The 13840-nt window shown below is 32.7% G+C and carries 11 protein-coding genes; 8 read left to right on the forward strand and 3 right to left on the reverse strand.

Annotated features, from left to right (window positions below; all coding sequences use genetic code 11):
- Window positions 1–90: 90 nt before the first annotated feature.
- From IAI10_RS20820 to IAI10_RS20845, 6 genes are all read left to right on the forward strand, one after another.
- Window positions 91–1317, forward strand: coding sequence for an HD-GYP domain-containing protein (locus IAI10_RS20820; RefSeq protein WP_315675236.1), 1227 nt, complete (start codon window positions 91–93; stop codon window positions 1315–1317).
- Window positions 1318–1403: 86 nt separating this feature from the next.
- Window positions 1404–2414 (forward strand): substrate-binding domain-containing protein, encoded by a 1011-nt coding sequence (locus tag IAI10_RS20825; RefSeq protein WP_315675237.1) that lies wholly within the window; start codon window positions 1404–1406, stop codon window positions 2412–2414.
- A 254-nt stretch (window positions 2415–2668) separates the two neighbouring features.
- The gene (locus tag IAI10_RS20830; protein ID WP_315675238.1) at window positions 2669–3847 is read left to right on the forward strand and encodes an AGE family epimerase/isomerase; all 1179 of its coding nucleotides are present in this window, start codon (window positions 2669–2671) and stop codon (window positions 3845–3847) included.
- Window positions 3840–5009, forward strand: a complete 1170-nt coding sequence (locus tag IAI10_RS20835) for a glycosidase (protein ID WP_315675239.1) — start codon at window positions 3840–3842, stop codon at window positions 5007–5009. Before IAI10_RS20830 ends, IAI10_RS20835 begins: the two co-directional genes overlap by 8 nt.
- A gap of 74 nt (window positions 5010–5083) precedes the next feature.
- Window positions 5084–6100, forward strand: coding sequence for a glycoside hydrolase family 130 protein (locus IAI10_RS20840; protein ID WP_315675240.1), 1017 nt, complete (start codon window positions 5084–5086; stop codon window positions 6098–6100).
- A 268-nt stretch (window positions 6101–6368) separates the two neighbouring features.
- Entirely contained in the window at window positions 6369–7433 is a 1065-nt protein-coding gene (locus IAI10_RS20845) for an N-acetylmuramoyl-L-alanine amidase (RefSeq protein ID WP_315675241.1), read from the forward strand.
- A 37-nt stretch (window positions 7434–7470) separates the two neighbouring features.
- On the opposite strand, the gene IAI10_RS20850 is transcribed toward IAI10_RS20845, so the two are convergent.
- From IAI10_RS20850 to IAI10_RS20860, 3 genes are read right to left on the reverse strand one after another with little or no spacing between them, the layout of a single operon-like run.
- Entirely contained in the window at window positions 7471–8634 is a 1164-nt protein-coding gene (locus IAI10_RS20850; RefSeq protein ID WP_315675242.1) for a hypothetical protein, read from the reverse strand.
- Complete coding sequence (locus IAI10_RS20855) at window positions 8631–10091, reverse strand: HAMP domain-containing sensor histidine kinase (RefSeq protein WP_315675243.1); 1461 nt, start codon at window positions 10089–10091, stop codon at window positions 8631–8633. Before IAI10_RS20855 ends, IAI10_RS20850 begins: the two co-directional genes overlap by 4 nt.
- A 12-nt stretch (window positions 10092–10103) precedes the next feature.
- Window positions 10104–10796: a response regulator transcription factor gene (locus tag IAI10_RS20860; RefSeq protein WP_315675244.1), complete on the reverse strand. Its 693-nt coding sequence runs from the start codon at window positions 10794–10796 to the stop codon at window positions 10104–10106.
- A 172-nt stretch (window positions 10797–10968) separates the two neighbouring features.
- Here IAI10_RS20860 and IAI10_RS20865 point away from each other — a divergent pair, with 172 nt between their 5' ends.
- Together IAI10_RS20865 and IAI10_RS20870 are read left to right on the forward strand one after the other, a co-directional pair.
- Entirely contained in the window at window positions 10969–12036 is a 1068-nt protein-coding gene (locus IAI10_RS20865; protein WP_315675245.1) for an N-acetylmuramoyl-L-alanine amidase, read from the forward strand.
- Between the two features lie 57 nt (window positions 12037–12093).
- Window positions 12094–13710, forward strand: a complete 1617-nt coding sequence (locus IAI10_RS20870; protein ID WP_315675246.1) for a DUF2207 domain-containing protein — start codon at window positions 12094–12096, stop codon at window positions 13708–13710.
- Window positions 13711–13840: the final 130 nt, after the last annotated feature.

The following is a 13840-nucleotide window of genomic DNA, read 5'->3' on the forward strand; positions in this document are numbered from 1 at the left end:
TAACTTTAGGTATATTATAATTATAGTTAGTAACATAGCATTCGAAAATAAAACTAAGTGAAAAATTATTACAATGTACGGAGGAAAAAAATGTTATTTAGTCTGAATGAGTTTCTTATGTCTGTGTCTTTTGCATTGGATTTTGTGGAAATGGACATATTAGGGGCACGGTCAAATCATGGAAAAAGAACCGCATATATAGCACTTAGATTATCTCAGCAGCTTGGATTAGGTTTTGAAGAAATACATGATGTGGTTGCGCTTTCTATACTTCATGACAACGGCATTAGCGAAAAAAGCCTGCAGGACCGCATGGAAACAGAGAATAATTCTAGTGTTAGGGTGCTTGAAAATATTAAGGAACATTGTATAATAGGAGAAAAAAATGTAATGGCATATCCTTTTCTCTCAGATGTTAAACATGTTTTAAAGTATCATCACGAAAGATATGATGGAAAGGGATATTTTAATCTGAAGGGAAATGAAATACCATTAATGTCTCAGATAATTCATTTTGGAGATGTAATGGAAAGGCAGTTAGATATAAACAGCGAAGAAAAATTAGCTAAACAAAAGATAATTGAGTTTATGGACAAGAACAAAAATAAGATGTTTTCTGAAGAAATGGTAGAGGCATTCAAAAAAGTGATAGAGGAGTCGGAGTTTTGGCTAGATATTAAAGATGGTTCCATAGGTGAAATATTGAAAATAAAGGTACCGCAATATAAGGTGGATTTATCTTTTGAAATCATATATCAAATAACTCAAGTATTATCCAAGATAATTGACTCCAAATCTAAGTATACGCAAAGGCATTCTCAAGGACTATCAGAAAAGGCAGCTATAATGAGCGATTATTATGGATTTTCTAACGACAATAAGATGAAACTTAGAATTGCAGCGAATCTGCACGATATAGGAAAGTTAGCTGTTCCTAACGAAATATTAGACAAGCCAGGAAAGCTCACAATTGAAGAATTCGATATAATCAAAAAACATCCTTATTATACTAGGGTAGCTCTTCAACAGATAACTGGTTTTGAAGATATAACAGAATGGGCTGCTAATCATCATGAAAAACTAAATGGACAAGGGTATCCTTTTGGATTAAGGGCGGAAAGTTTGGATTTTAATTCTAGACTCATGGCTTGCTTGGATATATATCAAGCACTTACGGAAGATCGACCTTATAGAAAACCTTTGAGTCATAATCAAACTATGAAGATACTTAAGGATATGAAGGATAATGGGTTTTTAGATGGAAATATAATAAATGATATCAATATTGCTTTTAGTAAATTATCAGAGCAAAAATAAAAAAACTATTGTATTTACTTAACAAAAAGTGAGATAATGTACTTAACAGTTAAGAGTGCAAATATAGCGTGTTGGGAGGTATCTGTGTGACTAAAAGGGTAACCATGCAAGATGTAGCAGATAGGCTGGGAGTTTCTAAGGTTACAGTATCAAAAGCTCTAGCGGGAAAAGATGATATAAGTGAGGCAATGATAAAAAAAATTACTGAGGTTGCCAATGAGATTGGATATCTCTATAATTCTAAAGGAAGAATGCTGAAGGAAAATCTCACTTATAGTATAGGAATAATAACATCGGAAAGATATTTTGGACAAGACGATTTTTTTTACGTAGATCTTTATAAACTGCTGTCTGAAAAACTTGAAGCTTCCGATTATACCGCAATGCTTCACATATTAAACTCTGAAGGTGAGATTAATAACGTGATTCCTAGAATGCTTCTTGAACAAAAGGTTGATGGAGTGATAATACTTGGACAGCTTCAGAAGGAATATTTGAAAAAAATAATCAGTTATAATTTTCCTATGATATTTCTAGATTTCTATTATGATAAGTTTGATGTTGATAGTATTTTGACTGATAACTTTTTTGGCGCTTATGAAATTACAAATTATTTAATCGAAAAAGGACATAAAAAGATAGCTTATGTTGGTAATGTAAATTTAACGAGCAGCATACAAGACAGATTTTTAGGGTATTATAAATCTATATTAGAATACAATTTGGAGCTAAAAGATGAATGGATAATAAAAGATAGAGATGACGACAGCAATTGGCTGGAAATAGAATTGCCAAAGGATTTGCCTACTGCATTTTTGTGCAATTGTGATAAAACTGCGTTAAATCTTATAGAAACATTAAAAAGTTTAGGGTACAGAGTACCTGAAGATTTTTCTGTAGTAGGGTTTGATGATAGTGAACATGCTATACTATCTGATCCTCAGATAACAACAGTTAAAGTAGACATTGAAGAAATGGCACGAACTGCAGTAAAAATAATATGTAAAGAGATAAAAAATAAAGAAAAGAAATATGGAAGAGTTCTTATAAAAGGAAATGTAACTAAAAGAAATTCTGTGAAGAGCATGTATAGGTAAATCTGAATTATTTCATAGATATGTGTATTATAATATTTTTTAGAGCCGTAAAGGCTCTATTTTTGTATGAATGCTCAAAATGTTCTAAACCCTGTATTTTTCACGCTTTTTTTATTGACACTTGAAAATGTATACACTATAATTTAGCTATAAAGTAACCGATAACTTTACAAAAACTTAGTTAAAATATGAATGTAAAAATTTAAAATACATATAATTATATTTGAATGATCGAAGGGAGTTGGAGTTAAGTTATGTTAAGTTTGGAAAAAGAAATGAATGAAGAGCTTCAAAATAGAATAGTTAAATATTGGACTAATCTAATTGATAAAGAATATGGTGGATTTTACGGATATGTAAATTATAACCTTAATTTGGACAAGAAGGCTCCTAAGGGAGGAATACTTAATTCAAGAATACTTTGGTTTGCTTCCGCAACTTATCTTACTACAAAAGATGATAAGGTTTTGGAACTAGCTCATCATGCCTATAATTTTTTAAAGAGCAGCCTTTTAGACAAGGAATATAAAGGAATATATTGGCTTGTCAGCTATGACGGAAAGCCTTTAGATACTAGAAAGCACAGCTATTGTCAGGCGTTTGCCATATATGGTCTTTCAGAATATTACAAAGCTACGGGAGACAAAGAAGCTTTAGATATCGCTATAGAGTTATATCATCTTATAGAAGATAAATGCAAAGATGAATACGGATATACAGAAGAATTCACTAGAGAATGGAATGTAAAAGAGAATGAGATGCTAAGCGAAAATGGAGTAATGACTGAAAAAACTATGAATACTCATCTTCATATACTTGAGGCTTATACTGTTTTATATGAAGTGTGGAAGGATGAAAGCTTAAAGAAGCAGATAGAATATATATTAGAGCTTACAAGAAATCATATATATGATGAAAATAAGCATTATCTTAAGGTATTTTTCGATAAAAAATGGAATTCTCTAATAAATATGCAATCCTACGGACATGATATAGAAGCAACTTGGCTTATTGATAGAGCTGCAGAAGTTCTAGGAGACAAGGAATTAATAGAAAAAACTTATGAATATACTCAAAAGATAGCGGAAAACATATATGATATGGTTTATTCAGATAAGGGTATCGTTAATGAGACCGTTAATGGCGAAACTGATACTCATAGAGTTTGGTGGGTGCAGGCGGAAACTGTAGTTGGTTTTTACAATGCTTATGAAAAGACTGGTGATGTAAAATATAAAGAAGCTGCAGAAAAAGTTTGGGAATACATAAAAAATTATTTGGTAGATAAACGAGATGGCAGTGAGTGGTACTGGAGACTTGATGAAAATGGCAATCCAGACACAGAAAAGCCAGTGGTAGAGCCTTGGAAATGTCCATATCACAATAGCAGAATGTGCATAGAAATAATAGAAAGGGTAGGTAAGCATGTTTAAAGAAAAATACGCAGGAGAGCTAAAGAAATATAATGAATTGGTAACAAGAAAAAATGTTAAAAAAGATGAGTATAATGGAATACTCGATAGATATGAATATCCAGTTTTAACAAGGCATCATGTTCCGCTATTTTGGAAATATGATTTAAATGAAAAAACAAATCCATTATTTGTAGAGAGATTAGGCATCAATGCTGTATTTAACTCAGGAGCTATTGAATTAAATGGTAAATTCTATCTTGTACCAAGAGTAGAGGGAAATGATAGAAAATCTTTCTTTGCAGTAGCAGAGAGCGATAATGGTATAGACAATTTTAAATTCTGGGATTATCCAATACAGCTTCCAGATACCTGTGCTGAAGAAACCAATGTATATGATATGAGACTTACAAAGCATGAAGATGGATGGATATATGGACTTTTCTGCTCAGAAAGAAAAGATCCTAAAGCACCAGCTGGCGATTTATCTTCAGCGGTTGCTCAGGCAGCTATAGTTAGAACAAAGGACTTAAAGACTTGGGAGAGACTTCCTGAACTTAAGACTCCATCACCACAGCAGAGAAATGTAGTGCTTCATCCAGAGTTTGTAAATGGAAAATATGCTTTCTATACTCGTCCAATGGATGATTTTATAGATACAGGAAAAGGTAGTGGTATCTGCATAGGATATTGCGATGATATAACTAATCCTGTAATTGATGAAGAAATATTAGTAAGCCCGAGACAGTATCACACCATAACAGAAGTTAAAAACGGTGCAGGTGCTGTTCCTATAAAAACCGAAAAAGGATGGATTCATATAGCTCACGGAGTTAGAAATACTGCTGCTGGACTTAGATATGTGGTATATCTTTTCGTGACAGATTTAGAACATCCAGAAAAAGTTATAGCATCTCCAAGCGGCTACTTAATAGCTCCATTTGGTGATGAGAGAGTTGGAGATGTATCTAATGTGGCCTTTACAAATGGTGCCATAGCAAGAGAAAATGGTGACGTATATATTTATTACGCATCTGCAGATACAAGACTTCATATAGCTACAACTACTATTGAAAGACTATTGGACTATGCATTTAATACACCATCAGATCCACTTCGTTCACCAGATTGTGTAAAACAAAGATGTGAACTTATAAGGAAGAATCTAGAAATAAATAAATAGACTACATTTAAAAAGTAGTCTATTATATATAAATATTTTCAAAGCAAATATTATAAATAAAGGAGTGCAATATAATGAGTAATGTAAAAATTATAGGCGATGCTTTAAAAAATATGCCATGGCAGGAAAGACCAGAAGGCTGCACAGACGTAATATGGAGACACGAAGGTAATCCAATAGTTAATTGGAATCCTACAAAGAGTACTGCTCGTATATATAACAGTGCTGTTGTTCCTTATGAAGATGGATTCATAGGAATATTCAGAGCTGACCATAAGGATGGAGTAGCTCGTATACATCTTGGAAGAAGTAAGGATGCTCTAACTTGGGATATAGAAGACGATGTTATTCATTGGAAGGATGAAGCTGGTAATGACTATCAGCCAAACTATTCCTATGATCCTCGTCTAGTTAAAATAGAAGATACTTATTACATAATCTGGTGCACAGATTTTGCAGGAGCTGCATTAGGACTAGGTATGACAAAGGACTTCAAGACTTTCACAAGACTTGAGAATCCATTCATACCATTTAACAGAAACGGAGTTCTTTTCCCTAAGAAAATAAACGGTAAGTATTTACTATTAAGCAGACCAAGTGATAGTGGACATACTCCATTCGGAGACATATTCCTAAGTGAAAGCCCAGACCTAGTACATTGGGGAAAACATAGAAGAGTTATGACTAAAGGCGGCGGCTGGTGGCAGTCAGTTAAGATAGGTGCAGGTCCTATTCCAATAGAGACTAACGAAGGATGGTTGATGTTCTATCATGGTGTTTCTGGAACTTGTAACGGATTTGTATACAGCTTCGGAGCAGCTATATTAGATAAAGAAAATCCAGCAAAGGTTCTTTACAGAACAAAGGATTATATACTAACTCCAGAAAAGCCATATGAAACAACTGGTTTCGTGCCAAACGTAACCTTCCCATGTGCAACACTTCACGATGCGGAAACTGGAAGAATTGCTATATACTACGGCGCAGCAGATACTTATGTAGCAGTGGCTTACTCTAAAGTAGATGAGCTTGTAGATTTTATAAAGGCTAATTCACAATTGCTTCCTGGAGATGCTGAAGAATACAGATAAAATTTATATGGATTAAGACAGGTTTGAAAGATCCTTAGAATTGAATTCCTGAAATTGATACATTGGCTATAGGTAAATTGAAACATTCAGTTTAACCTATAGCCTATTTTATTAAAAGCTATGTTTTAAGAGAATATTGGTAAAAATTATATTATGTGATTATTTTGTACATTTGGGGACAGAATTATGTATATATGATATATTTATTATTGAACGAGATTATAAATGATTCGTATAGATTAGTAACAGGGGCTGAGGAAGTGGAATTATGAGAAAGTTTAGGATTAGAGTAAAAAGCAAACGATTTTTTGCGTTTTTAGCGGCATTTATATTGGTGCTTGTATTAATAAATATTGCTGTTATTAAGGCTGTCTTTTTTAATAAAAATAATAAAAAGGTAGATGCTCAGAAAATTTCATCAGTTAATGCCAAGGAAACTCAGAGTAATATACCTATAGATACTTCTGGAAATATATATTTAGAACAGAATTCTATTTTTAAAAAATATACTATAAAAAATATAGGAAATACAGCTAATGTTAAATATAGCGATGATAGTAATTATATAAAGATAGATTTTGACAAATCGGTTAATTTTAAATTGAGTTCAAGCAATTTTAATAAAAATAATGCCAAGGGTATAGCTTTAAATAAGAATAATAGCAGCAATGAAATTAAAATAGATAAAAGCTATATAAATAATAACTATGTATATATAGATGGAACAGCTGAAAATAGTTATATCACAGTGCTTGTCACAAAAGTGGCTAAGCCCTTTACTAAGAAAGCTGTACTTAATGCAGGACATGGGGGCTCGGACGTAGGGTCAAGCTACGGAAACCTGTATGAAAAAAACGTTACATTAAAAATAGTAAAAATGATGGTGAGCAATCTAGCTTATAGCGGAGTAGAGCCAATTTTAACTAGGGACAAGGATGAAGGTGAAGCTCTTGCGGATATAGCTGATTTTGTGAATAAAAACAGTCCTGACGTATTTTTATCAGTTCATATAAATGAATTCAAGCAGGGTCCTAAGGAAAACGGTATTCAGATCCATTATTACACAGAAAATGGATTCCAGCTTGAAGAGAGAAAGAAATTTGCAGAAACGGTTTTGAAAAATGCCGTTAAGGATGATGGGTGGAATAATAGGGGCGTATTTAATAAAGATAAGCTTAAGGTGCTAAGGTTAAGCAAATATCCCTGTGCTTTGATAGAATGTGGGTTTACTACTAATGCAGGTGATAGAGAAAAGCTTCAGAATGACCAGAGTTTAGGAAGGCTTGCAAGCAATTTATGCGATGGCATAAGAGAATACCTAAATGTGAAGTAAATAAATATGATTTTAAGGTTATGTTTTATGCATAACCTTATTTTATGTTTTTAAAATTAAATTTATATACTGTGGAGGCATTATCAGATTCAGTTATTGCAACTAATTTAAGACTATCATTTGTCCAAAGAACGTGACTTACAGTATCCGTAGTCTTATACACTACTGTATCCATACTAAGTTTATTATCAGATAAGTAAGCTGTGTGTATTTCTTTATTTCCATAAGCTTCGGAAAGAACATAACATATCTTTTTATTATCTGGAGATACGGAAAAACAAGATATAACTAAATTCAAAGGATTGTTGATCAGAGATGCAGAGCTTTCTTGAGAAGGATTATAAATATATAGATTATTAAGCTTATCTTTCAAGCCTGAAAATAGGATGCTGCCGTTATTTAGCATTTTGGCATCATAAATTATATTAGCTGGGTGATGAACATTTTTTAAAGTAAAATCATCTAAATCAATGGACAAAACGGGGTTTGTGCTGTCAAAAAAATAAGCTGTATTATTTGAGACTAGTATATTTTTCGGTATTACATATTTGACCTGAGCTTTATGATTGCTTAGACCTAGGTTATAGATGGTGTGAATTTTCTTTTGAGCTATTGATAAATCTGTTATAAAAATGGAACTGAAGTTGGTTCCTATCAATTGCTTGCTGTCACTAAGCCATGAAACCGAATCAGCAAACATAGAAAAAGAATTAGATATATCTTTTGTCTCTAAATTATATATAGAAAAATTTCTGAAGGAGTATTTACTATCTAAAGAAAGATCTGAATAATAGCCGTATAAAAATTTTTTATTATCCGGTGAGGGATAAACTTCAGTTATATGAGAAGTGGAAAGAGATATTAAATTTTCAATAGACTTGTCCATCATGTTAAGCGATACTACACCTGTGGCAGAACTATGATCAGCTTTATTAAAATAACTAAAAATCAGATTGTTCTTAATAATAAAGGGATAAGATACTGATTTATAAGTCAAGGGGATAGCATTTATGCTGCTTACTGAAAAATTTCCAGTGGCATCCTTATTGGTTTTTGAAAAGATTTCCCTATCTAATTTAACCATAGAATTTGAATTTGCTTCGATTGGATATTTGCTGCTTATGAATATAAAACCAGCTATAAAAACGCTTAAGGCTAAGTAAGGTATGAGAGAAATTATTATGTTTTTTATTTTTTTCATAACTGCTCCTTTTTAAAACTTATTGAAACTTTTGTACCATCATTAATTTTACTGGAGATATTTATGACTCCGTTATGCTTATCCACAATTTCTTTGCATATAGTAAGTCCTAAGCCTGCACTCCCTAATTTTCTAGAAGCCTTTTTGGATACTCTGTAAAATGGTTGAAACACATTTCTGATATATTGTTCAGGTATGCCTTCCCCTGAATCTTTCACGGTTACAATCACTAAATCATTTTGAGAGCAGGCAGTTACATCAATCACAGAATTTACATTACCATATTTCATGGAATTATCTATAAGATTTATTATTACTTCTTTTAATCTGTCTTTATCGCCCTTTACATAAAGCTCAGCTTCAACTGAACTTTCAATAGTTATATTATATTTTTTGCCTTTTAGACTCATTTCGTCGCAGGTAGATGCAATTAGTTCTGATAAGTTTAATATTTCAAATCTGTATTTGAAATTACTTGAAGAGCTTGTGGAAAGCTCTAAAAGCTCTATAACTAGATTATCAAGCCTTTCGCTTTCTCGGATAATATAGCCTATTCCCTTCTCAAAAAAATCCTTTTCGGTAAATCCGTTTTCTGCTAAGGCTTGAGCATAGCCCTTTATGGTGGTTATAGGAGTTTTTAGTTCATGGGTAACATTATCAAAAAATATTTTGTTTTGATCTTGGGAAAGCTTAAGATTATCTCTTTCTTTTTCTATAATATCTATCTGCTGCTTTATCTTCTCCACCATATATTTAAATCTTTCTGTAAGTTCTCCCACCTCGTCTCTAGAAGTGATTTTAAGGTCAAAATCAAAGTTTCCATTGCTCACTTGCTCAGAGCTTTCGGAAAGTCTTTTAATTGGCTTAGTGATCTGCCTAGATAGAATAAAAGCCATTATAAATATAATCACAAATATTATTGCGGCAAAAGAATTAATGATTGCTCTGAAGTTCTTGCTATAATCAAATAACTGAGAATAATCTTTTGTATACACAAGCACACCTATCTGGTTATTGTCTGTTTCTATGGGGTAGCATAATCGTACTATGGTATTATTTTTGGTGCTGTAGGAATTATACATTATATTTCCGCTTAAAGCTGAATTAAATTCTTTTGATTTTTTAATGCTTGGGTCAAAGTTAGAGGAGCTATTTGAAAGATGGTCTCCTTTTGAATCATATATATCTACAGGATTGCCCGATTGCGATATCAATTGCTTGCAAAGAGAATCGGCTTCTGATTCTAAGGTATTTTTATCTAATTTTATACCATTGATCAGGAAATATTGATTAAGGTATTGATCTAAATTCTTTTTAGTTTCTATCATGTCAGTTTTAAGAGTATTATTTATATTTTGTTCTGTGACATTATACGAAATTAAAAGAAGCGCCAATAATCCTATAAATATTATTATAGAAAAGGAAATTAATATTTTATTTTGAATGGAGTATTTCATAGATACCACCCATTACAGAAGCTTATAGCCTATACCGAATACTGTTTCTATAATAGAGGCGTTTTTATTTTCGGCCAGCTTCTTCCTTATTCTTTGAATATGTATATCCACAGTTCTTGTGTCTCCAGCGAATTCAAACCCCCAAACTTTATCTAGCAGCTCGCTTCTTGAAACAACTCGTCCCTTATTTTCTGCTAGGTATAGAAGTACATCATACTCTTTATTTTTCAGCTCTAATCTAGAAGCATTTTTCATCACTTCGCGTTTTTCTTTGTATATTTCTATGCCGTTTCCTATAGTTATAACCTCAAAAGCAGAAGAATTATTGGCTTCAGCTATGAGCTCTATTCTTCTAAATATGGATTTTATTCTTACGATTACCTCTCTCATATCAAAGGGTTTAGTTATGTAATCGTCAGCACCTAGTTCCATTCCTAGAATCTTATCCACTGTATCACTTTTGGCGGTAAGCATTATTATAGGAATTATAAAATTTTTCGAAATTTCTTTGCATACATCAAAACCGCTTATATCGGGCAGCATGAGATCCAGTAATATCAAGTCTGGCATAAATTCCTTAGCAAGGTCAATGCCTTTGCTGCCTGTGTCTGCTACTTTAGTGACAAAACCCTCTTTTTTCAGTGAATATGCTAATAAATCTGATATAGATTCTTCATCTTCGATAATAAGAATTTTTTTACTCATATTTTTCTCCTGTACTTAAAATGAAAGTGTCCTCTTTATATAATACATCAAAATTAAGCATTAAAAAGTTTGGAAATATATATTTTACAACTTGGATACAACGCATGTAAATTTTGCAACATATATGGATTATTATTAGTATATCACTTCAATGCAAAGGTGGGGAGAATGGGTGCTGAGAATAAAACATCAAGATAAAAAGAACAATGCTATATTTTTTATTTTAGCCATTCCGGCAATTGTTTTGTTAATTTTAGGAATTAAGATGGGAATAAATCTAATTTTTTCAGGCAATAAAACTATCAGTCCGCCTGTGAGCAGCAATCAGCTTTTGTCTAAAAGTCATTATCAGACTAATATAGCTTTAAATCAAGATGGAAACATATATCTAGAAGAAAATAATATTTTCAGAAAATATACCATAGAGGTTTCTAAGGACAGCAGCGTGGAAGCTTCTGAGGACAATAAAAAGGCTATATTAATTGATTTTAAAAATGGAGACAAATTAGCTTTAAATAGCAAAGGCAAGAAAATAGATGATTTTAAGGATATAAATTTGGATAAATCAAATGGGAAAAACACATTAAAGATAAACAAAAAATTCAGCGAAAATAATTTTGTTTATATAAATGATGTGAAAAATATCAAGAGCATTGTGATACTGATAAGCAAGGTGGAGAAACCTCTTACGCATAAAGCAGTTCTCGATGCGGGACATGGTGGAGAAGATGCTGGCACTAATATAGGAAATTTGTTTGAAAAGAACTTAACGCTTAAAATAGTTAAATATATGATAAGCGATTTGGTGTATAACGGAGTGGAGACAATCTTGACAAGGGACAAAGATGAATTGCTATCATTGGCTCAAGTAGCGGATATAGCTAATAGGAATAATCCAGATGTATTTATGTCAGTACACATAAACAGCTCAAACTATAGGAAACAGACACCAGGTGTACAAACTTACTATTATTATGAGAGCGGAGCCGCTGAAAGTGAAAGAATTAATTTTGCAAACGTAGCAATGAAACATATAGTGAAAAGTGACGGATGGGAAAATAAGGGCGTGTTAAAAAATAATTACAAGGTATTGAGGCTTTGCAAATATCCCAGCACTTTAGTTGAATGCGGCTACATGAATAATGCTGAAGATAGAGCAAGGATGCAGGATGATGAAGTGCTGGCAAGACTTGCAGCTAATTTGTCAGAAGCTATAGTTGAATATGTAAAAAGTAAATAAGTATGGTATTATTATATTAGAGATTTTTAGAATTTAAAGGTTGAGAGGGAATTGAGGATGAAGAAAATAAGAAAGAAAACCAGCTTATTTATAACATTGCTATTTTCAGTTTTAATTATTGTGGCAGCTTCAACTAAAGCTGAGGCTTCCTCTGGAAGCTATTATATTTCAGACATAAATATAAATGCATCAGTGGATGATATGGGTAATATGTCTGTTAATGAAGAATATGATTATGTGTTTCAGGGAAGCTTTAACGGCATAAAAAGAGAGGTAAAGACAAAGGGATCAGATGGAATTTATGATGTAAGTGCAAAGGTTATGAATGGTCAAAATGCGGAAACTCCACAGTTTGAGGTAAATGATACTGATGGAGGAAAGGAAATTAAAATATATAGCAAAAGCGACAATGAGAATAAAAAATTTCTTATAAGCTATAAAGTAAAAAATGTGATAACTAAGTATTCCGATTTATCAGAGCTTAAGTGGATATTTTATGAAAATGAAAGTGATGTGCAAACCAACAGAGTAACAGTATATTTAACACTTCCTCAGACAATTGATGGCAGTGTAAAATACAGCGGGGAAGGACCTAAAAGAGGGTTGATTTCTTTAGATGAAAATAACAAGATCAAGCTTCAGCTGAATGATTTAGGAGACGACGATATTATAGGAGCACAGGTGCTTTTCCCTAATACTTGGGTAAATACTTCTAAGATTGTGAATATGAAAAGAGAGGATTATTATGCCAAGAAGAAGCGAGAGGAGATTATAACTGCGGTTGTAGTGGTTTCTTCAATATTAGCAGCCATTGGCGCTATAGTTGGACTTATATATGCTCGTGGCAGGAAGAGAAGAAGAGGTATAGAAGAATATCGAAGTCAGTATGTATTTTATGATGGAAGATACTATTCTCAGCTACCTAGTGAAATGCCTCCAGAATTGGTAGCTATGCTGATGAATAAATCCGTAGGCATTAATGAACTCATGGCAAGCATATTAAATCTATCTAATAAAGGGGCTATAACCTTTTTGGAGAATGGATTTTTTGAAAGGGATTATAAGAATCTTGCCTTTATCATAAATAATTATCCGCAAGATAATCTGATGGAAAGTGAAGCTTTCTTAGTAAATTGGCTTAGAGAATATTCAAGGGATGACTTGGTTTATTTAAGACTGATAAAACAGAATGCAGCTAAAGCTGACTTTGCTAATAAATTTTCTACTTGGAAGAACATTGTTAGCAGGGAGACGGAGCAGCTTGACTTTTATACACATATAGTGGGAAAGAAAATACTCACAAACGAATATAGGGATGAGGAAATAAAATGGAAGGCTTTCAAAGCTTATATAAATGATTCGGATTATAGAGAAATTATAAATTTAAGGGAAAAGGGAATTTGGGAGAAGGTTCTGCCTTATGCCATGGTACTTGGAGTAGCAGCTCAAATGCTGGAAAGCGTTAAATACAGCAACACTTATGATAACGTAAGCTATGGAAGAAACGATATATTTATGAATTACTGGTTTCTTAATTACTACACAAGTATCTATTACATGGACATAAATAGAAATTACAACTCCTATATGGACAGCAGCAGCAGTTCCTCTAGCAATTTTTCAGGAGGCAGCGGAGGAGGCTTTGGAGGCGGGGGCGGAAGCAGCGCTTTTTAAAACATAGCCCTTCCCAATGGAGGCCACTGAAAAAGCTTCGCTTTTTCATGAAGAATTTAGCTAAATGCTAAATAGAGCACGAAGCATTTCACGATTTAGTAAAATATTTCGTGCTCTTCCCTTTTTCTAT

The organism is Clostridium sp. 19966 (genome assembly GCF_032335695.1).
In the GTDB taxonomy this organism is placed as follows: Bacteria; Bacillota; Clostridia; order Clostridiales; family Clostridiaceae; genus JACTOJ01.